At 74.3% G+C, this 20,872-nt stretch carries 16 protein-coding genes; 1 reads left to right on the forward strand and 15 read right to left on the reverse strand.

Annotated elements, in window-relative coordinates; translation table 11 throughout:
* Positions 1 to 233 precede the first annotated feature (233 nt).
* The 12 genes from ilvC to ACFWH7_RS07145 all read right to left on the reverse strand — a co-directional run bounded on the left by ilvC (position 234) and on the right by ACFWH7_RS07145 (position 15,830).
* Positions 234 to 1,259, reverse strand: coding sequence for a ketol-acid reductoisomerase (ilvC, locus tag ACFWH7_RS07090; RefSeq protein ID WP_047232531.1), 1,026 nt, complete (start codon positions 1,257 to 1,259; stop codon positions 234 to 236).
* Between the two features lie 120 nt (positions 1,260 to 1,379).
* Positions 1,380 to 1,904 (reverse strand): acetolactate synthase small subunit, encoded by a 525-nt coding sequence (gene ilvN / locus ACFWH7_RS07095; RefSeq protein WP_047232530.1) that lies wholly within the window; start codon positions 1,902 to 1,904, stop codon positions 1,380 to 1,382.
* A gap of 6 nt (positions 1,905 to 1,910) precedes the next feature.
* Positions 1,911 to 3,824: an acetolactate synthase large subunit gene (locus ACFWH7_RS07100; RefSeq protein WP_378215775.1), complete on the reverse strand. Its 1,914-nt coding sequence runs from the start codon at positions 3,822 to 3,824 to the stop codon at positions 1,911 to 1,913.
* A gap of 438 nt (positions 3,825 to 4,262) precedes the next feature.
* On the reverse strand, positions 4,263 to 6,251 hold the full coding sequence (locus tag ACFWH7_RS07105) for an ABC transporter ATP-binding protein (protein ID WP_378215776.1): 1,989 nt from the start codon (positions 6,249 to 6,251) through the stop codon (positions 4,263 to 4,265).
* Positions 6,252 to 6,374: 123 nt separating this feature from the next.
* Entirely contained in the window at positions 6,375 to 8,228 is a 1,854-nt protein-coding gene (locus ACFWH7_RS07110) for an alpha-glucosidase (protein WP_378215777.1), read from the reverse strand.
* Between the two features lie 18 nt (positions 8,229 to 8,246).
* Entirely contained in the window at positions 8,247 to 9,293 is a 1,047-nt protein-coding gene (locus ACFWH7_RS07115; RefSeq protein WP_378215778.1) for a DUF4037 domain-containing protein, read from the reverse strand.
* Positions 9,294 to 9,340: 47 nt separating this feature from the next.
* Positions 9,341 to 10,321, reverse strand: coding sequence for an NAD-dependent epimerase/dehydratase family protein (locus tag ACFWH7_RS07120; protein WP_378215779.1), 981 nt, complete (start codon positions 10,319 to 10,321; stop codon positions 9,341 to 9,343).
* Positions 10,318 to 12,129 carry a class I adenylate-forming enzyme family protein gene (locus tag ACFWH7_RS07125; RefSeq protein WP_378215780.1) on the reverse strand — a complete coding sequence of 604 codons (1,812 nt, stop codon included), beginning with the start codon at positions 12,127 to 12,129 and terminating at the stop codon, positions 10,318 to 10,320. The genes ACFWH7_RS07120 and ACFWH7_RS07125 overlap by 4 nt, the downstream gene beginning before the upstream one ends.
* Complete coding sequence (locus ACFWH7_RS07130) at positions 12,126 to 13,430, reverse strand: cytochrome P450 (RefSeq protein ID WP_378215781.1); 1,305 nt, start codon at positions 13,428 to 13,430, stop codon at positions 12,126 to 12,128. The genes ACFWH7_RS07125 and ACFWH7_RS07130 overlap by 4 nt, the downstream gene beginning before the upstream one ends.
* Positions 13,427 to 14,221, reverse strand: coding sequence for a glycosyltransferase family 2 protein (locus ACFWH7_RS07135; RefSeq protein ID WP_237843287.1), 795 nt, complete (start codon positions 14,219 to 14,221; stop codon positions 13,427 to 13,429). Before ACFWH7_RS07135 ends, ACFWH7_RS07130 begins: the two co-directional genes overlap by 4 nt.
* Entirely contained in the window at positions 14,218 to 14,742 is a 525-nt protein-coding gene (locus ACFWH7_RS07140) for an HIT family protein (RefSeq protein ID WP_378215782.1), read from the reverse strand. Before ACFWH7_RS07140 ends, ACFWH7_RS07135 begins: the two co-directional genes overlap by 4 nt.
* The gene (locus ACFWH7_RS07145) at positions 14,739 to 15,830 is read right to left on the reverse strand and encodes a 3-oxoacyl-ACP synthase III family protein (protein ID WP_378215783.1); all 1,092 of its coding nucleotides are present in this window, start codon (positions 15,828 to 15,830) and stop codon (positions 14,739 to 14,741) included. The genes ACFWH7_RS07140 and ACFWH7_RS07145 overlap by 4 nt, the downstream gene beginning before the upstream one ends.
* A 128-nt stretch (positions 15,831 to 15,958) precedes the next feature.
* Here ACFWH7_RS07145 and ACFWH7_RS07150 point away from each other — a divergent pair, with 128 nt between their 5' ends.
* Entirely contained in the window at positions 15,959 to 17,278 is a 1,320-nt protein-coding gene (locus tag ACFWH7_RS07150) for a cytochrome P450 (protein ID WP_378215784.1), read from the forward strand.
* Positions 17,279 to 17,308: 30 nt separating this feature from the next.
* On the opposite strand, the gene ACFWH7_RS07155 is transcribed toward ACFWH7_RS07150, so the two are convergent.
* The 3 genes from ACFWH7_RS07155 to ilvD form a co-directional block, all read right to left on the reverse strand.
* Positions 17,309 to 18,130, reverse strand: coding sequence for a hypothetical protein (locus ACFWH7_RS07155; protein ID WP_378215785.1), 822 nt, complete (start codon positions 18,128 to 18,130; stop codon positions 17,309 to 17,311).
* Positions 18,131 to 18,200: 70 nt separating this feature from the next.
* On the reverse strand, positions 18,201 to 18,875 hold the full coding sequence (locus ACFWH7_RS07160) for a 4a-hydroxytetrahydrobiopterin dehydratase (RefSeq protein WP_277513285.1): 675 nt from the start codon (positions 18,873 to 18,875) through the stop codon (positions 18,201 to 18,203).
* Positions 18,876 to 18,956: 81 nt separating this feature from the next.
* Positions 18,957 to 20,675 carry a dihydroxy-acid dehydratase gene (ilvD, locus tag ACFWH7_RS07165; protein WP_047232520.1) on the reverse strand — a complete coding sequence of 573 codons (1,719 nt, stop codon included), beginning with the start codon at positions 20,673 to 20,675 and terminating at the stop codon, positions 18,957 to 18,959.
* Between the last annotated feature and the right edge of the window lie 197 nt (positions 20,676 to 20,872).

Below are 20,872 nucleotides of genomic sequence, written 5' to 3' on the forward strand. Positions count from 1 at the left end.
CCTTTCGTCCCGCCCGTGTCGCACCGGACCGAGCACCTGACACCTTCCCCACCGGCGCCCCTGCGTTCCGGGAAGGTGCCAACCCGTGAGGACGCGGAGGCGACCCGACAGCACGAGGAGGGGGCGGCGTCGTGCGCGATCGTGGCGGGCCTGGCGGGAGGCCGAGGCACGAGGCCGGATGGTAGATCGCGCACGACGCCGCCCCCTCCTCGAGGTGAGCGACGCGCTCAGTCTCAGCGAGCTGCAGAGCCTTCGGTGTAGTCGGCGTCCTGCTGCTTCCACGCGAACAGCGAGCGCAGCTCCTTGCCGACCTTCTCGATCGGGTGCTGCGCGGCCTTCTCGCGGAGCTCCGTGAACTCCGGCGCGCCGGCGTCCTGGTCGTCGATGAAGCGCTTGGCGAACGCGCCGGACTGGATGTCCGCGAGGACGCCCTGCATGTTCTCCTTGACGTGCGGGTCGATGACGCGCGGGCCGGAGACGTAGTCGCCGTACTCGGCGGTGTCGGAGACGGACCAGCGCTGCTTGGCGATGCCGCCCTCCCACATGAGGTCGACGATGAGCTTCAGCTCGTGCAGCACCTCGAAGTAGGCGATCTCCGGCTGGTAGCCGGCCTCGGTGAGGGTCTCGAAGCCGTACTGGACGAGCTGCGACACGCCACCGCACAGGACGGCCTGCTCGCCGAACAGGTCGGTCTCGGTCTCCTCGGTGAACGTCGTCTTGATGACGCCGGCACGCGTTCCGCCGATCGCCTTCGCGTACGACAGCGCGACGTCCCACGCCTGGCCCGAAGCGTCCTTCTCGACGGCGATGATGTCGGGGATGCCGCGACCCGCGACGAACTCGCGACGCACGGTGTGGCCCGGAGCCTTGGGCGCGATGAGGATGACGTCGACGCCGTCGGGGGCCTCGATGTAGCCGAAGCGGATGTTGAAGCCGTGCGCGAAGGCGAGCGTCTTGCCGGCGGCGAGGTTCGGCTTGATCTCGTCGTTGTAGATCGAGCGCTGGTGCTGGTCCGGCGCGAGGATCATGATCAGGTCCGCCCACGCCGCGGCGTCGGCGACGGACTTCACCTCGAAGCCCTCGTCCTGGGCCTTGGCGGTCGACTTCGAGCCCTCGCGGAGGGCGACGACGACCTCGACGCCGGAGTCGCGCAGGTTCTGGGCGTGCGCGTGGCCCTGGCTCCCGTAGCCGACGATCGCGACCTTCTTGGCCTGGATGATGGACAGGTCGGCGTCGTCGTCGTAGAACAGCTCAGCCACGATGGTTCTCCTCGGTTCTTCGTTTGCGGTGCAGGGGGTCTGTTGCGATGTCTCGCGGTGGAACGACGATCGGGTGCGCACCGACGCCCGTGCGGGTCTTGGTGCGAGGGTAGGCGATCGTCAGGCGGAGCGGACCACGCGTTCCAGCGCGCGGTCGGTGATCGAACGGGAGCCGCGCCCGACGGCGACGGTCCCCGACTTCACGATCTCGCGCACGCCGTAGGGCTCGAGCGCCCCGAGCAGGGCGTTCAGCTTCTCGCCCGTGCCCGTCGCCTCGATGGTCACGGCGTCGGGCACGACGTCGACGACCTTCGCGCGGAACAGGTTGACGACCTCGAGCACGCCGGTGCGGTTCGCGCCGTCGGCGCGCACCTTGACGAGCAGGAGCTCGCGCTGCACGGACGCGGCCGCGTCGAGCTCGACGATCTTGATGACGTTGACCAGCTTGTTGAGCTGCTTCGTCACCTGCTCGAGCGGGCGCTCCTCGACGTCGACGACGACGGTGATCCGCGAGATCTCCTCGTGCTCGGTCGGGCCGACCGCGAGCGAGTGGATGTTGAAGGCGCGGCGAGCGAACAGTCCCGCGACGCGCGTCAGCACGCCGGGCTTGTTCTCGACGAGCACGGAGAGGGTGTGGCGAGACATGGCGGGTCAGTCCTCTCGGTCCCACGCGGGCGAGATGCCTCGCGCGTACTGGATGTCGTCGTTGCTCACACCGGCGGCGACCATGGGCCACACCATCGCGTCGCGCGAGACGTTGAAGTCGACGACCACGGGGCGGTCGTCGATCTCCATCGCGCGCTTGATCGCGGCGTCGACCTCGCCCATCGACTCGACGCGGATGCCCTCGCACCCGTAGGCGTCGGCGAGCTTGACGAAGTCGGGGACGCGCGCCGTGCCGTGCCCGGTGTGCAGGTCGGTGTTGGAGTAGCGCTTGTCGTAGAACAGGGTCTGCCACTGGCGCACCATGCCGAGCGAGCTGTTGTTGATCAGCGCGACCTTGATGGGGATCTCGTTGATCGTGCAGGTGGCCAGCTCCTGGTTGGTCATCTGGAAGCAGCCGTCGCCGTCGATCGCCCACACCGTGGCGTCCGGGCGGCCGACCTTCGCGCCCATCGCCGCGGGGATCGAGAAGCCCATGGTGCCGAGGCCGCCGGAGTTGATCCAGGTGCGCGGGTGCTCGTACCGGATGAACTGCGCGGCCCACATCTGGTGCTGGCCGACGCCCGCGACGTAGATCGACTCGGGGCCGGAGATCTCGCCCAGGCGCGAGATGACGTGCTGCGGGGCGAGGTGGCCGTCGTCGGGCTCGGTGTACCCGAGGGGGTAGGTCTCGCGCCAGTCGTCGATCTGGCGCCACCAGGCCTCGACGTCCGGCTTCCCCTTGGCCGCGTGCTCGCGCTCGAGCTCGGGCAGCAGGTCGGCGATGACCTCCTTGAGGTCGCCGACGATCGGGACGTCCACGTCGCGGTTCTTGCCGATCTCCGCGGGGTCGATGTCCGCGTGCACGACCTGCGCGTGCGGAGCGAAGCTCGAGAGCTTGCCCGTCACGCGGTCGTCGAACCGCGCGCCGAGGGACACGACGAGGTCGGCCTTCTGGAGCGCCGCCACGGCGGGGACGGTGCCGTGCATGCCGGGCATCCCGAGGTTCTGGGGGTGCGTGTCGGGCACCGCGCCGCGCGCCATGAGCGTCGTGACGACCGGTGCGCCCGACAGGTCGACGAGGCGGCGCAGCTCGGCCGACGCGTTCGCGCGGACCACGCCACCGCCCACGTAGAGGACGGGCCGGCGGGCCGACGCGAGCAGGCGCGCGGCCTCCTTGATCTGCTTGCTGTGCGGCTTCGTGACCGGGTGGTAGCCAGGGAGCTGCACGTCCTGCGGCCACGAGAACGTGGTCCGGGACTGCATCGCCGACTTCGCGATGTCCACGAGCACCGGACCGGGCCGACCGGTGGAGGCGATGTGGAAGGCCTCCGCGATGGTGCGCGGGATGTCCGCCGGGTCGGTCACCAGGTAGGAGTGCTTGGTGATCGGCATGGTGATGCCGACGATGTCCGCCTCCTGGAACCCGTCCGTGCCGATCAGGGACTCGGCGACCTGACCCGTGATCGCGACGAGCGGGATCGAGTCCATGTTCGCGTCGGCGATGGGCGTGACGAGGTTCGTCGCGCCCGGGCCCGACGTCGCCATGGTCACGCCGACCCTGCCGGTGGCGTGGGCGTAGCCCTGCGCCGCGTGGCCGCCGCCCTGCTCGTGGCGCACGAGGATGTGCCGCAGGCGCTGGGAGTCCATGAGCGGGTCGTACGTCGGGAGGATCGCACCACCCGGGATGCCGAAGACGACGTCGGCGCCGACCTCCTCGAGCGAGCGGACGATCGACTGCGCGCCGGTCATCTCCTCACCCGTCGAGGTGCCCTGCGTGCTGCCGGCCGGGCGAGCCGTGGCAGCGCGCCGGACGTCGCCGCGCGGGGCGACCGACGCGGGTGTCGGGGCGGGCTTCGGCGCCGGCGCCGCGGGCGTCGGGGCCCCCGGTCGCGGAGGTGCCGGGGTGGGACCCTGGGCCATGGTGTCTCCTGCGTGTCGTGGCTTCGGCCCGGCAGGCGCCCCGTGGGGGGCGCCCCGCCGAGTACCGGAGCCGACCGTGGTGGTGCGGTCGTGCTGGTCGCGGTGTGCGGTGCCGCTGCTCGCGGGTCTCGCGGGTGCGGCGCTCGCGGTGGCCGGGGTGGGCCGTCCGCGGTCCTGTGTGGTGTTGTCGTGCCGGTGTGGTGGCAACAAAAAACCCCTCGGACCCGGGATGCCGGGCTGGACGAGGGGTGAGCGCGCTGACGAAGCCTGGTGGCGTGGCCTCAGCCGGCGCGCTCAGGAAGTACTACAAGGAGGATCGTCTGCACGTCATGGGACTGTACGCCCATGTTTCGGGGATGTCACGTGTCGAGGCGCCCGTCTCACGGGGTGGGACGGGCGCCTCGGCACGAGGAGAGGCCGCCGCGGCGGCACGGGGTGTCAGGAGACGTCGCGGCGCCGGAACACGGCCGCGGCCACCAGCGACAGCACGGCGGCGACCGCCAGCAGGTAGAGGCCGCCCTGCGTCTGGGTGACGATCCGTTCCACGCCCTGGCACGTCATCCCGGTCGTGTCCGTGGTGCACTCCTGCACCCAGACCGTCGTGCCGCCGTGGACCCAGGCCGCGACGTTGGTCCGCACGAGCCAGGCCTGCGCGTCCTGCACGGCGAGCGTGACGACCGTCTCCACGACGGCGACCCAGACCACGACCAGACCGAGCGCTCCCGCCGCGTTCTTCAGCAGCACGCCGAGCGCAGCACCCGTGGCCGCGACGAGCGCGGCGGCGAGCACCGCCCGTCCGCCGACGCCCGCGAGCCGCGTCCACGTCTCGGCGGTGACCGTCCCGAGCTGCCCGTTGATCGCGTAGGCCCCGTACGCGCCGCCCGCCATGACGAGATAGGCGAGCACGACGACGGGCAGCACACCGAGCGCGGCGGCGGCGGCCTTGGACCAGTAGACGCGCTGACGGCGCGGCTCGAACGTGAGCCACAGCCCGATCGCCCCCGACGAGATCTCGGCGGTGAGGAACGACACCCCGACGACGAGCGCGAAGAGGAGCAGGAGCGGTGCGAGCTGGGTGACCGTCGTCGCGCCCGGGACCGGCCACGACTCCTCGTCGCCGTCGAACGTCGGGGGCTCCGAGAGGAACCACTCGAGCCGGGGTTCCATGTCGTCGCACCCGAAGTCGACGGCGGGGTCGCTCTCGCGGGCGGCCTCCTCGTCCGACTCGCACTGCGCGACGTACTCGTCGCCGTTCTGCTCCCAGTCGTCGAGCTGCTGCTCGTAGGCGTGCTCCGCCTGCTCCACCTGGAGCTCCGACGGCGGCAGGCTCTGGGTGTAGGCGAGCAGGACGCTCAGCGCCGCGAGGACGAGGGTCCCCGCGCTCGCCCAGCGCACGAGGCGACGCGCGCGCAGGCGGCGGAGCTCGACCCTCAGCAGGCGGCTCATGCGACGGCCCCCCTGCGTCGCGACAGGGTGTTCACCACGACGGTCGTGCCGCGTGCCCGCGGCCTCGTCCTTGCCGACGAGCTCGAGGAACACCGCCTCGAGGCCGGCATGGACCGGGACGAGCTCGGTGAGCCAGAGGTCGTGGGCGGCGAGCGCCCGGGTGACCTGCGCGGCGTCGGCGACCCCGTCCACGAGCAGACGGTCCCCGTCCTCGCGGACCGTGAGGCCGTCGGCACGTAGCGCCGCGGCGGCGCGCGCCGGGTCGGCGACCCCGACCTGGAGCGTCGCGCCGCCGTCGCCGATGAGCTCGCTCACGCTCCCCGACGCGATGAGGCGCCCGCGCGCGATGATCGAGACCGTGTCCGCGACCTGCTCGACCTCGGCGAGGATGTGGCTGCTCACCAGGACGGTCTTCCCGCGGTCCGCGAGAGAGCGCATGGTGTCCCGGATCTCTCGGATCCCCGCGGGGTCGAGGCCGTTCGTCGGCTCGTCGAAGATGAGCAGGTCGGGGTCCTTGAGCAGCGTCGCGGCGATCGCGAGCCGCTGCTTCATCCCCAGCGAGTAGCCGCGGTACCGGTCGCCGGCGCGGTCGGCCAGCCCGACCTCGTCGAGCACCTCCCCCACCCGGCCCGCGGGCGCGCCGATCGCCGCTGCGAGCAGGTCGAGGTTCTTGCGTGCGCTGAACGCGGGGAAGAACTTCGGGGACTCCACGATCGCGCCGACGCGACCGACGACGTCGGGCAGGTGCCGCGGCACCTCGCGGCCGAAGATGTGCGCGCTCCCCGCGTCGGCGCGCACGAGACCGAGGAGCATGCGGATCGTCGTGGTCTTGCCGGAACCGTTCGGTCCCAGGAACCCGTGGACCCCGCCGACGGGCACGACGAGGTCGAGCCCCTCCACGCCCACCGACCGCCCCCTGCGGCTCCGGTACGTCTTGCGCAGCCCCCGCGTCTCGATCGCGGGGGCTCCCGTGGTCTGCACCCGTGCGCCCCTCCCCGGGCCGGCCTGCGGCCCCCCTGCCCGGCAGCTCCGCCGGCTGGGGGTGAGCATAGGGCACTCTTGGTCGGGACGGAACCCGTCTCCTACCGTCGTATGACCTGACGCCTACCTCGAGCGGAGCTCCGTCGAGCGGCGGCGCACGACGGCCTCCCAGGGCCTCAGACGGTCGTCATCCGTTTCCCCGGTGGCGGGCCGGGCCGGGTGGGTGGCCACCAGGGTCGAGGCGTCCTCCCAGCCGGCGAGGAACCCGGCCGGGACGTCCTGCGGCTGTCCGCCGACGTTCACGAGGACGAGGAGCTCGTCCCTCCTGGTCCCGCCGGCGGGGAGCGGGGTGTCGAGGGCGCGCGTGAACGCGTAGAGCGCCCCGTGGTCCGGGAGGAGCATGTGGAAGTCGCCGAGCGCGACGACCGGCTCCTCGCGGCGCAGGGCGACGAGCCGCCGGTAGAAGTGCAGCACGGAGTCCTCGTCGGCCCACGCCGCCTCCACGTTGATCGTGGTGTGGTTCGGGTTGACCTCGAGCCACGGCGTCCCCGTCGTGAACCCGGCGTTCGCGCTCGCGTCCCACTGCACGGGCGTGCGGGCGTGGTCGCGGCTCGCGTGCGCGAGCACGGCGAGCATCTCGCCGTCGGTGCGCAGGCGCGGGCCGCCCGTACGGCCGGTGAGCTCGCGGAAGTACCCGAGCGACTCGACGTCCTGGTACTGCTCGACGCGCGTGAACGGCGCGTTCGTCATGCCGAGCTCCTCGCCCTGGTAGACGTACGGCGTGCCGCGGTGCAGGTGCAGCAGGAGCGCGAGCGCCTTGGCCGACGCGACGCGGTGCTCGGGAGAGTCGTCCCCGAAGCGCGAGACGACGCGCGGCTGGTCGTGGTTGTCCCAGTACAGGGCGTTCCAGCCCCGGTCGGCGAGTCCTGCCTGCCACCGGCCGAGCGTCGCCTTGAGGTCGGCGAGGTCCCACCGGACCGGGTCGTAGCGCGTCGCCCCGTGGTCGATGCCCATGTGCTCGAACTGGAAGACCATGTCGACCTCGCGCCGGTCGGGGTCGGTGTACCGGACGCCGTGCTCGACGGTCACGCCCGGCGTCTCCCCCACGGTGAGGATCTCGCGGCCCTGCGCGAGGTACGGCGCGAACACGTCGCGGTGCATCTCGGCGAGGAACTCGTGCACGCGCGGCCCGTCGGTGTAGTGCGGGCTCCCGTCGCCGTACGTGCCCCAGTGCACCTCGCCGTCGGGCAACGAGCCGTCGGGCGCGACGTCCTTGGAGATGAGGTTGATGACGTCCATGCGGAACCCGTCGACGCCGCGGTCGAGCCACCGGCGCATCATGGCGTAGACCGCCCGGCGCACCTCCGGGTTCTCCCAGTTGAGGTCCGGCTGCTTGGTGTCGAACAGGTGCAGGTAGTACTCCCCCGACGCCTCGTCGAACCGCCACGCGCTCCCGCCGAAGAACGAGCGCCAGTTGGTCGGCTCGGCGCCCGGCGCCCCGGGCTCCATGCCGGCGCGCGCGGGGCGCCACCAGTACCAGTCGCGCCGCGGGCTCTCGGCCGACGACCGCGACTGGACGAACCACGGGTGCTCGTCGCTCGTGTGGTTGACGACGAGGTCCATGACGAGCTTCATCCCGCGCGCGTGCAGACCCTCGATCAGGGCGTCGAGGTCCGCGAGCGACCCGAACAGCGGGTCGACGTCCTCGTAGTCGCTGATGTCGTACCCGTTGTCCGCCTGCGGCGACCGGTACACCGGGGACAGCCACACGACGTCCACGCCCAGCCGCTCCAGGTGGTCGAGGCGCCGGGTGATCCCGGGGAGGTCCCCTATCCCGTCGCCGTCGGTGTCCTGGAACGAGCGCGGGTACACCTGGTACACGACCGAGCGCGTCCACCAGGGCGCGTCACCGGGCGTCTCGACGTCGGGCCACCCGCCGCGGGGCAGGGCGTCCGGGGTGGGTGCGGACGAGGTCATCGCACGGCTTCCTCTCGGTCACGGGGTCGTCGTCCCAGCCTGCCCGACGCCGCGCGCCGCGGCGACGCGACGGCCGGGGTCGGTGAGGACGTCGACGTCGTCGACCCACTGCTCGACCGTCCCGACGCCCGGTGGCAGCGCCCGCACCACCGGGTCCTGGATCGCGGCCGTCACCGCGTCGGCCACCGGCCCGAGCCCCCGGAAGGGCCGGTCGAAGAACGGGACGACGACGTCGGTCACGGTCGGGAGCCGCACCTCGCCCTGGAGGTCGTGCAGGGTCTCCAGCGCCCGGCAGAGCGCTTCCTCGCGCGCCCGCCAGTCGGCGGCGGCCAGCGCCGCCGCGAGGTCGGGGCCGGCGACGGCGGCGCGCGCGAGCGCGGCGAACGCCGTCCCGAACCACTTCGCGTACGGAGGCCAGCGCCGCTCGAGCAGGAACCCGAGGTGCATCGCGACGCGCACGAGCCGGGCAACGACGACGCGTGACCCGAGGTCGTCGCCGCGGTCCGCCGTCCGGCCGACGAACGGCAGCTCCTGGCCGATCCGCGCCCAGTCGACGGCGACCGCGTAGCGCCACAGGTCGTCCGGGTACCAGGCGAGGCGGTCGCGCGCCGCGGTCAGCGTCCCCTCGGTGTCCACGAAGACGGGACCCGCCGTCATCTCGAGCACCGCCTGACCGGTGAGCGCGAGCCAGTCGTCCACGGCGAGCGGGCGCGTCGCGTCGACGCCGAGGCGGGACGTGACGAAGCCCGACGGCGACGCGACCTCGACCTGGTGCGGACCGTGCGGGTTCCAGGTGGTCGGGAAGCGGGTCGGGCGCCCGTGGAACGTGTCCGGCAGCTCGGCGTCGAGCAGCGCGTCGACCTGATCGACCATCGGCACGTCGACCAGCAACGTGAGACGCAGGCCCCAGTCGTGGTCGCGCGACGTCGCGTCGTCGAGCCCGAGGACGTCGGACCCGCTCCCGAGACGTCCCGCCGCGTGCGGTAGCCCGGGCCAGCGGCCGAGCACGATCGGCCCGACGACCTCGTCGTAGTAGCGCCGCGCGAGGTCGGTCCCGGTCTCCACCCGGGCAACCTAGCCGGTCGTCGTCACCACGCCCAGGGCTTTCGCCGCTACCACCGCTCGGCCCCGACGAAGCTCGTGGGAGCGGGCTCGACCCCGAGCACGTCGCGCAGGACCGTGAGGTCGTAGGTGCGCTCCATCGCGAGGTGGCTCAGCGCGTACCGCGTGAGGCGCGGCGGCTCAGGGCGTCGCAGCCGGCGTGCGACCGTCTCCACCGCGCCCGCCAGCGCCCACGCGGGGCGGACCGGGACGGCCACGACCCGGACATCGGTGCCGCGGCGGCGCAGCGCGTCGGTGAGAGCGTCGCGCAGGACCACCGGCTCGGCGTCGGCGACGTTCGCGACGAGCAGTCCCCGGGTCGACCCTTCCCCGCGTCCGGGCGCGCGGGCCGCGTCGTCGGGCAGCGCGACGGCGGCGCGCACCGCGGAGAGGAGCGTCTCCACGTGCGTGAGCGACTGGAGCACGCGCCCGCCACCCGGCAGGACGAGGCGCCCGCGGCGCACGGCGGCCTCGACCCGCGGGAGGAGCGTCGTGTCCCCCGGGCCGTAGACGGCGTGCGGGCGCAGCACGACGACGGTGCCCCGGTCGGGGTGGTCCGCCGCGTCGCGGGCCAGCGCGCGCTCGGCCTCCGCCTTGGTCGTCCCGTAGGCGTCGAGGTACCGGTCGACCGGAGCCTCGTGCTCGCGGGCGCGCACGCTCGGGCGGAACGGGTCGTACACGCTGCCGGACGACACGTGCACGAACCGCGCACTGGGGAACGTGTCGCGCACCGCGAGCGTCCCGCCGACGTTGGTCGCGCGCGCGACGTCGAGCGCGCACCAGTCGGACACGGCAGCGCCCGCGTGCACGACGGCGTCCACCGCGGGCGGGTCCGCGAGCGGACCCACGGTGAGGTCCCACGCGAGGTGCCGGGCGCCCGGGACGCCCGGGTCGCGGCGGGAGGACGTCCAGACCTCGTGACCGTCGGCGAGGAGGCCACGGGCCACGACTCCCCCGACGAAGCCCGACGCCCCGGTGACGACGACCCTCACGGGCGGGCGCCGCGAACGCCTCGGCCAACGGCGTTCGGCCCGGCAGGCACGGTCGGCTCAGCGCTCGCGAGCGGTGTGGGGGGCACGAACGGCGCGGCGGCGCGCGCGAGCGCGGCACGGTCGGGCTTGCGCGAGCGACCGGCGAGCGGCACGCGGTCGGCGTGCAGCACGACGTCGGGCAGCGCGTCGTGGTCGAGCACCTGCGGCAGCGCGGCGCGCACGCGTGCGATCAGCGGATGGTCCGCGTCGAGGCGCGCCAACGCGCGGTCGTTCCGCGTCGGCGCGGGCACGGTCCCAGCATCCTCCGACGCCGGTTCCGCCGAGGTGACGACCAGCGCGACCCGCTCGTCGCCGTCCACCTGGGGCACGCCCACGAGCAGCGCCTCGCCGACTCCGTCGAGCGCCGTGACGCGGGGCTCGAACAGGCCGGGATAGATGTTCGTCGTACCGCGGATGATCATGTCTCGCGTGCGGCCGACGAGCACGAGCCGCCCGGCGTCGTCGACGCGCGCGAGATCGCCGGTACGGTGCTCCGCGGCCCGTGCGCCCAGGCCACGCGCGGGCGCGTCGAGGTCGTGCAGGTAGCCCGCCATGAGCGACGGCCCGGACAGCACGAGCTCCCCGACGGCGTCGCGCCCCGGCTCGCCGGGGGCGTCCTGGCCGTCCTCGGGCTCCTCGCCCTCGACCGGGTCGAGTCGCGCGACCGTACCGGGCAGCGCCACGCCGACGAGGTCGCCGTCGCCTGCGTACGCGAGCTTCTCGCGCGCCTCGACCACCGCTACCGGCAGGATCTCCGTCATCCCGTACACCGCGACCCAGCGCGTCCCGGGCAGCACGCGCGTCGCGCGTTCCAGCAACGCCCGGGTCACGGGGGCCCCGCCCACGAGCGCGACGCGCGGGCCACGCGCGGGCACCGTCCCGGCCTCGACCGCGTCGAGCAGCGCCGTGACGTCCGCCGGCACGAGGTAGGTGCCCGCGGCGCCGTCGAGCTGGCGCGCGAACGTCACGATGTCGCGGCCCGGCGGGTCGGCCGGCACGGACCACGTGGCGCCCGCGAGCAGCGCCGGGACGCCGAGCAGCATCTGGTCGGTGTGCACGACGTCGCCCGGCGCGAGCTCGAACACGTCGCGCAGCAGGTCGCACCCGGCGAGCAGCGACCCCGCAGTGTGCACGACGGCCTTGGGCTGCGCCGTCGTGCCGGACGTGAAGACGGTCAGCGCCTCGCGGTCCGGGTCGAGCTCCGGAAGGACGGCGCGGTCGACCGGCCCCGCGGCGAGGCGTCGCGCCGCACGCGAGCCGCGCGGCACCCCCGGGAGCCACGGCCCCGCGTGGACGTGCCGCAGCGGCAGGCTCGCGTAGTCCGGCAGCAGCAGGCCTCGCGAGCGGGCCAGACGGCGCAGCGGCCCCCGCGACACCGCGTACAGCAGCGACTCGGTGGTCGCGAACGACGGCCCGGCCGCGCCCACGCGCGCCGTGAACAGCTCGGGGGTCGAGCCGGGGTCGACGAACACGATCGTGCCGCCCGCACGGACGACGCCGAACGCGAGCACGACGCCCGCCGGCCGGGGGCGCACCGAGAACAGCGCCCGGTCGCCGGGTGCGAGACCGTCGGCCGCGAGCGCCGTCGCGGTCGCCTCGACGCGGCGCGCGAGGTCGGCGTACGTGACCTCCTCGCGCACGCGCGCGCCCCGACGGCCCGGCCGCGTCCAGCGTCGGAGCGCGACGGCCCCTTCGGACGTGTGCCCGGGGGCGCCCCGCTCGAGGATCGGGTCCAGCAGGTGACGGGCCACGTCGTCGGGCGCGGTCACGCCGCCTCCCCTGCCGGCGGCGCGGCCGATCCCGCGACCGGGCGCGCGGCCGCACCCGACGAGCGCAGCCCGCCGCCGGCCGCCCGCACGACGAGCGAGCGGTACGCGGGGATGAGCACCCCACGCGCGACGGCACGGCCGGTGACCTCGACGCTCCGCCCCGCGGCCGCGACGGGGCGCAGCGCGTCCAGCACCGCGTCGACCTGGGCCATGGCGAGCGGCATGCCGAGGCAGAAGTGCGGGCCGGCACCGAACCACAGGTGTCGCACGGCCGGGTCGACGGGGGCGTCCGGGTCGAAGGGGCCCGCGTCCTTGCAGCAGGAGATCGTCGCGATCACGACCCGGTCCCCCGGGCGGACGCGGACGTCGCCCACGGTCGCGTCGGTGCGCACCGAGCGCAGCATCGCGGGGGTCGGCGCCGTGACGCGCAGCGCCTCCTCGACGACGCGGCCGCGCAGCGCCGCGGCCTCCGGTCCGGCGCCGGGGTCGGCCGCGAGGAGCCGGTCGAGCCAGCCGGTGTCCGCGGTGAGCGCGACGAGGCGTGGCACGAAGGACTGGATGGTCTCGGTCCCCGTGAGGACGAACGCGCCGACCGCGCCCATCGCCTCGTCCTCCGAGAGCCCGAGCTCGCGCATGCGACCGGGCACGGTCGCGGGATCGCCCGCGCGGTAGGCGTCGCGGGCCGGGGCCGAGAGCCGGGCGAGGACAGCACGCGCGTGCCGCACCTGCGCGGCCGTGAGGCTGCGCCGGTGCAGCCGCACGAGCCCGACCACGGACTGCGCGGCCGTCATCGCCTCGCGCACGGCGGCGTCGGTGGGCGGCAGCCCGGTCATGGCGCAGATGACGGTGCCCGCCATGGTCGCGGTCTCCGCGACGAGGTCGACGCGAGCGCCCGCGAGGAGGCGCGGGGCGAGGCCCGCGAGGACGTCGGGGACGCTCACCGCGACGAGCTCGCGCACCGCGCGCGGCGTGAACAGCCCGGACAGGGCCCGGCGCAGGCGCGCGTGGTCCGCGCCCTCCATGTTGAGCAGCACGGACGGGCCGAGCACGGGCGTCCAGAGGTCCGACGGCGACCCCGGGCCCACCTTGGTGAAGCGCTCGGTGTCGAGCAGCACGGCTCGCGCGGTCGCGGCGTCGGACACGACCACCCCGATGCCGGGGACGCGCACGACCGGGCCGCGGTGGCGCAGCGCCCGGATCGCCGGGTAAACGAGCGGGTGCGCCCCGCGCTGGACGCGCTCCTCCCAGCGCATCGCCGCGGCGAGCCCGGCGGGCGCGGGGGCGAGGGTCGTCCCGGTCACCGGATGTCCACGACGTCGGGCCGGTAGCGGTGGTCGGCGTACCAGCCGAGCGTGCGCACGAGGCCCCATGCGTGCGCCCGGCGTGCCGACGCGAGCACGACGACCTCGCGGTGCGCGCCGTAGCGCCGCGTGAGGCGGCGCACCGCGTTGACGAGCGCGCGGTCCTCGTGGACGTCCTCGATCGCCGTGCGGGGGAACCCGCCCGCGGCCTCGTAGAGCTCGGCCGTGATCGCCATGTTGCAGCCCGGCGCCATGACGTACGGGCCGAGGTAGGACGGGTCCTGGTTGCCGGGCCGGAAGCGCCCGAACGTGCTCGCCACGCTCACCGCCGCCGACAGCACGCCCTGCTGGACGCGCGAGACCGGACGGTCGTCCGTCCGCGCCACGAGCCTGCCGGCGACGAGGTCGTGCCCGCTCGCGAACGCCGCCCGCACGCGCCGGGTCCAGTCCGGCAGCGGGAGGCAGTCGGCGTCGGTGCGCGCGAGGTGCGTCGCCCCCTGCTCGATCGCCGCCCGCATCCCCGTGTCGGCCGCGGCGCCCGTGCCCTTCTGCGGCTCGTCGACGACGCGCCACCGCGTCATGCCCCACGCCGCCGCGGTCTCCCGGACGAGGTCCCCCGTGCCGTCCGACGACCCGTTGTCGACGACGACGAGGTCGAAGTCGGTGTCCTGCTGGTCGCGCAGCGCCTCCAGCGTCGCGACGATCCCGTGCGCCTCGTCGCGCGCGGGCACGACGACCGCGAGCCGCTGCGGGCTCGCGACGTGCCGCGTGAACCGGCGCGGCGCGCTCACGAGGCCCCTCCGGTCGGCTCGTCATCGAGCTCGCGCAGGCGGTGCACCTCGGACGTCAGCAGACGCCGCAGCTCGTCGTGGAGCGGGGAGAGCATGGTCTCGGGGTCGTGCCACCGAGTCGGCGAGTAGGCCCACACGGGCCGCGCGACCAGGTCAGGCGGCTCCCAGGAGTACCGCGGCCACACGTGCGCATGGAGAAACGCGTCCTTGTTGCCGAGGATCTCGAGGTTGACGCGCCGGAAGCCGTCGTCGCGCGCGGAGCACACGCGTTCGACGGCCTCGGCGAGCAGCTCGGCGTCGGCGAGGAACTGCAGACGCCGGGACCGCGGCAGGTCGGTCAACCGGTCGACACCAGGTGTGTCGGTGATCGCGACGCAGTACCCGGGGAGGAACTGGACGTCCCCGATCACGGCGAACGCTGCATCGAGTCGCGCCAGGACGGTCGGGTTGGTGCCCACGAGCGCGCTCCGCACCCGGTCCGCACGCCAGTCCGCAGCGGTCGAGGGTGACGGCGCCGTCACAGCCGCACCACCGTGGCGCCGATGCTGATGCCGCCGGCGAGCCCGACGAGCACCACGACGTCGCCCGGGCCGACCCGCCCTGTCTCGAGCGCGGTGGCGAGCTGCAGCGGGAGCGTCGCGGACGCGACGTTGCCGTGGTCGGCGACCGTGACGAGCGTGCGGCCCGTCGGGAGGCCGAGCGCGGCGTGCACGTCGTCGAGGTACGCGACCGCGACCTGGTGGACCGCGACGAGCGCGACGTCGTCCCACGCGAGGCCCGCGCGGCCCAGCGCGTCGAGGACGACGCCCGGACCCAGGGCGAGGAACGCGTCGCGCAGGCGCGACCCGTCGATCTCGAAGTAGGTGCGCTCGAGGTCGCGCGGGTGCGCGGTGCCACCGCCGGGGAGCATGCCCACGTCCCAGTGCGTCGACTCCGCGCCGAACGCGCTCGCGAGGATTCCGCGCGGCGCGGGCGCCCCGGACGCGTCGCGCGCGTCGGCCTCCGCCGGGGTGGCACGGCGCACGAGGACGGCCGCGCCGGCGTCGGACATCGTGTAGCCCGGTGCGGAGAGCAGGTACGTCGCGCGGTCCGGGACGTCCCACCGCACCGCGCGCGACGGCGCCTCGCCGCACGCGACGAGCACGGTCGCGTAGCGGCCCGTCCCGATGAGCGCCTCCGCGACCTCGATCGCGTTGAGCACCGAGTTGCACGCGTTCTTGACGTCCATGACGGGTGCCCGGACGCCGAGCTTCGCCGCGACGATGTGGCTCGTCGCCGGCTCGACCATGTCCTGGCTCGCCGACGCGAAGAGCAGCAGGTCGACATCGTCGGTCGCCAGCCCCTCGGTCGCGAGCAGCTTCTCCGCGGCCGCGACCGCGAGGTCGGACGCGTCCCAGTCGTCCGGGAGCACGTGGACCTGCCGCACGCCCGTGAGGCGGGAGACCATCGGCACGCGCGGCGCCGCGCCCGGGTTGCGCGCCGCGAGGGCGCGCTCCGCCTCGCGCACGTCGACCGTGCGCTCGGGCAGGTGCACCCCGACCGCGGCGAGCACCGCCGTCGGGGGCGCGAGGGACGGACGGGACGGAGTCCCGGCGGGGTTGACTGGCACGCGCGACACAGTAGCCAAGCAGACCCCCTCCGACGGCGGTCGTCCACAGGATCCGATGGGGTGAACTGCCCATCACCAGATCGCGGCGCACGCCGCCGGGCGGGCTCCGCGTGCGCCACACTGACCCGGTGACCGCGACCACGACCTCGCCGACGGAGACCGAGCACCGTCGCCGCGCCCTGCCCACGACCCGGCGCGAGCTCCAGGTGCTCGCCGCCGCGCGGCCCGCGATGGCCGGCGTCCTGCTGGTGGGCGGGGCGCTCGCCGGAACGCGCGAGGGTGGCGGTCTGCGCAAGGTCCCGGGGCTCGGCTGGGTCACCGCCGACCCGACGGTCGGTCGTCGCATCCTCACCGACCACCGGCACTTCACGATCGTCGGCGAGGGCGGGGTCGGGCACCTGTGGGCGCAGATCCTCGGCGACTGGGTGCTCGACCTGTTCGACGGCCCGGGCCACCACGACCTGCGCACGCGCTCGCGCGAGCTCTTCACGGAGGCGAGCGCGGCGGCGCTCGTCGACGGCGCGTGGTCGGTCGCCCTCCACGACGCGCGCCGCACCCGCGCCGCCGGGGGCGCGGGCGACGGGCGGCCGGTGGCCCCCGGTCTGGTGGGCCGGATGATGATCTCCCTGCTCGGCATCCCGACGCTCGGCGGCGCGGCCACCCCCGACGGCACGACCGCCGCCGTCCCGGGCGACGACGACGCGCTCACGGCCTTCGCGACGGGAGAGCGCCTCGCGTCGATCGCGCTCGGCACCGCGGGCTCGACGTACCTCTCGCCGGAGCAGGTCGCGGCGGCGCAAGAGATCGTCACCGGGCTGACCCGAGGCGTGCCCGACGGGTGGCGGCACGCCCCCGCCGACCGCCTGCTCGGCCGGTGCCGCGAGCTCGGCCTCGGGCTGGAGGAGACCACGGGGCTCGCGAGCCTGCTCATGGTGGCGGGCACCGAGACGTCGGCGTCCGCGATGGCCCGCACCACGGCGCTCCTCATCGACACGGGCGAGCAGCACCGCCTGCTGCGGCTCATGGCCGACGAGCGCGCGCACCCCGTCGAGCGCGCCGCGGGCGAGCCCGACGTGGTGGAGAACGCCGTACGCGAGGGGCTGCGCGTGACCAGCCCGGCGTCGGTCATCGGGCGCGGCGTGTCCGCCGACGTCGAGGTCGCGGGCCGCACGCTGCGCGCCGGGGAGCGCGTCATGATCCTCACGTGGGCCGCGAACGTCGCCGCCGGGCCGTTCCGCGCGGACCGCCCCTACGTGCGCGAGACCCGGCAGCTCTGGTTCGGCGCGGGACGCCACCTGTGCCTCGGGGCGGCGCTCGCGCGCGCCGAGATCGCCGCGCTGCTGCACGCGCTGTGGGACGACGGCCTGCCCCTGCGGATCGTGTCCCGCCGGGCCAAGCGCCGCGTGCTCGTGCCGGGATACGACGAGCTCGTCGTCGCGCGCGCCTGACGCGGCGAGGCCGGAGCCGCGACGCCGGCGTCAGCCCTGCGGGGTCACGCTCCACGTGCCCGCGGTCTTCACAGCCAGGACGCCGGGCAGCACGAGGTCGAACGTCTCGGTGAACGCCTCGGTGTCGCCGAACATGCGCGACGCCTCGCGCGTGACGCCGAAGTACCGGCCCTGGAACGAGTCCTCAGGGCCGCCGGGGGTCCACGACACCTCCGCGCTCGACGCCGTGCCGTCCAGCCGCAGGACGGTCGACCCGGTGCCCGACTGCGCTCCCGTGACGGGCGGGAGGTCGTTCCAGCTCTCGAACCGCACCGACCACTCCCCGGGCGTCTCGAGCCAGATCGACTGCTGCGGCGCGGAGTCCTCGAACACGTCCATGAGATACGAGCCGGTCGCCTCGCCGAGGGTGCCGGGGTACGGGGTGACGCCCGTGGGCGCCATGAACGCCCGTGTGTCGGCGCACTCGCCGCAGTCGAGGTGCACGACGACGGCGAAGTCCCCGTCACGCACGAACGACACCGTCGCGCTCCCCGTGCCGCTCGCGGCAGCGGGCGCGCCGGCCGCGACCGCGCCCGCGTCGACCGACTGCGCCGGCGGCTCGGTCGGTCGGTCGGCGAGCGGGTCGGCGGCCTCGTCGGTCGGGTCCTCCGACGGCTCGTCGGTCACGTCCGTCGCGTCGTCGGTGACCGACGGGCCCGGCGCGTCGGCCGACGTCGTCGACCCGGGCCCCGGCTCCGTGGCGGTCGAGCACGCTCCGAGCGCGACGACGCAGGCAGCGGCGACGAGCACGGGCACGACCGACGGCACGATCGGGCGACGACGACGCGGGGTCCTCGCGGTGCGGGCTGTCATGGGACCAGCGTCTCAGGCCACGAGCGCACCGCCCGCTCCCGTCTCACCACCCTCGCGCCTCAGGAGAAGGTCAGTCGCGCGACTGCCACGTGCACACGCACGCCTCGTTGCCCTCGGCGTCGGCGAGGACCCAGAAGGCGGGCGCGCGGCGGTCGGACACGAGGTGCCCGCCCGCGGCGATGGCCGCGGTGACGCGCGACTCGGCGACGTCGTGCGGCACGGTCACGTCCACGTGGATGCGGTTGCGCTGCTCGCGCGGCGCGTCCATCTGCTGGAACCAGAACGCGGGGGCATGGGTCGTCGGGTCGTGGAGGTCGGGCGCGGGCAGCTCCGGGGCACCCTCGTCGAACCCGAGGACCGCACGCCAGAACGGCTGGACCGCCGAGCCGACGAGCGTGTCGATCGCGATCTCGAGGTCCTGCACCGCCGTCGGGTCGGCGACGAGGTCGAGCTCGCGCGCGGCGGCGGAGATCTGCCGCGCGAGCGCGACGTCGCGCGCGCTGACGCCACCGACGTCGTGCGAGGTCAGCCGGACCGTCACGGTCCCGTAGCGCAGGTCGACGTCCGGGTGGTGGTTCGCCGCCTCGGCGAGCTCGCCGATCGCGTCGACCAGCTCGACCCCCGCGGTGAACGAGCCAGTGCGGAACAGCGTCTGCACCGTCCTCAGGATGACCCGCCAGTCCTCGACGCCGTCGCTGTCGTGGAACTGCCGCGCGGTGATGCGGTCGTCGGCGGTCTCGGTCATGGCGGTCCTCCGGGTCGGCGTCGCTGCGGCGAGGTGCGACACCACGCTAGTGCGCGCCTCCCCCGCCCGCGCGCCCCGGGGTCACTCCAGGATGGCGCCACGCGACGCGGACTGGACGAGCTTGGCGTACTTGGCGAGCACGCCGCGCGTGAACGTCGGTGGCAGCGGCGCCCAGCCGTCGCGGCGTGCGGCGAGTGTGTCGGCGTCGACGAGCAGGTCGAGCGTCTTGTTCGCCACGTCGAGCCGGATCGGGTCGCCGTCGCGCACGAACGCGATGGGGCCGCCGTCGACCGCCTCGGGCGCGACGTGCCCCACGCACAGCCCGGTCGTCCCGCCGGAGAAGCGGCCGTCGGTGAGCAGCAGGACGGTCTTGCCGAGCCCCGCGCCCTTGATCGCGCCCGTGATCGCGAGCATCTCGCGCATCCCCGGCCCGCCCTTGGGGCCCTCGTAGCGGATGACGACGACGTCGCCGTCCGTGATCGTGCCGTCCTCCAGGGCGTCGAGCGCCGCGCGCTCGCGCTCGAAGACGCGCGCGGTTCCCTCGAACACGTCCTCGTCGAACCCGGCGGACTTCACGACGGCTCCCTCCGGCGCGAGCGACCCGTGCAGGATCGTGATGCCGCCCGTGTGGTGGATCGGGTTGTCGAGGGCCCGCAGGATCTTGCCGTCCGGGTCGGGCGGGTCGATGTCGGCGAGGTTCTCGGCAACCGTGCGGCCCGTGACGGTGAGCGCGTCGCCGTGCAGCAGCCCGGCGTCGAGCAGAGCCTTCATGACGACGGGCACGCCGCCGATGCGGTCGACGTCGTTCATCACGTACCGGCCGAACGGCTTGAGGTCGCCCAGGTGCGGCACGCGGCTCGCGACCCGGTCGAAGTCGGCGAGCGTGAGGTCGACCTCGGCCTCGTGCGCGATGGCGAGCAGGTGCAGCACCGCGTTGGTCGAGCCGCCGAACGCCATGACGACGGCGATCGCGTTCTCGAACGCCTCCTTGGTCATGATGTCGCGCGCGGTGATCCCGAGCCGCAGCAGGTTGACGACGGCCTCGCCCGAGCGGTGCGCGAACGCGTCGCGGCGCCGGTCCGCCGACGGCGGCGCCGCCGATCCCGGCAGCGACATGCCCATCGCCTCGGCGACCGACGCCATCGTGTTCGCCGTGTACATGCCGCCGCACGCGCCCTCGCCGGGGCAGATGGCGCGCTCGATGCGGTCCACGTCCTCGCGGCTCATGAGCCCGCGCGCGCACGCGCCGACGGCCTCGAACGCGTCGATGAGCGTGACGTCCTTCTCCGTGCCGTCGGAGAGCTTGACCCAGCCCGGCATGATCGAGCCCGCGTAGAGGAACACGCTCGCGAGGTCCAGCCGCGCGGCCGCCATGAGCATCCCGGGGAGCGACTTGTCGCACCCGGCGAGCAGGACCGTCCCGTCGAGGCGCTCCGCCTGGACGACCGTCTCGACCGAGTCCGCGATGATGTCGCGGCTCACGAGCGAGAAGTGCATCCCCTCGTGCCCCATGGAGATTCCGTCGGACACCGAGATCGTCCCGAACTGGAGCGGGTACCCGCCGCCCGCGTGCACGCCCTCCTTGGCGCCCTGCGCGAGCCGGTCGAGCGACAGGTTGCACGGCGTGATCTCGTTCCACGAGCTCGCGATGCCGATCTGCGGCTTGGCGAAGTCCTCGTCTCCCATGCCGACGGCGCGCAGCATCCCGCGCGAGGCCGTCGCCTCCAGGCCGTCCGTGACCTGGCGGGAACGAGGCTTGAGGTCGGGTCCGGCGTCGGTGCGCGGGGTCTGCCCAGTCATGCCCCCACTCTAGGAACCCGCCCGCGCCCCGGCGAGGTAGAACCGCAGTCCTCGAGGTAGAACTCTGTCGGCCGAAGTAGAACCGTGGTCGTTTCCTGCCCGACGGCGGTCTGGTCGCCCTGGGTGGTCGGGGTGGGTGGTGGTGCCGCGTCTACCATCCGCCGCTCGTTCCTCGCGGCTCCCGCCAGGCCCGCCAC

Origin of the sequence: Cellulosimicrobium cellulans (genome assembly GCF_042723955.1) — a bacterium.
Taxonomy (GTDB): Bacteria; Actinomycetota; Actinomycetes; order Actinomycetales; family Cellulomonadaceae; genus Cellulosimicrobium; species Cellulosimicrobium cellulans_H.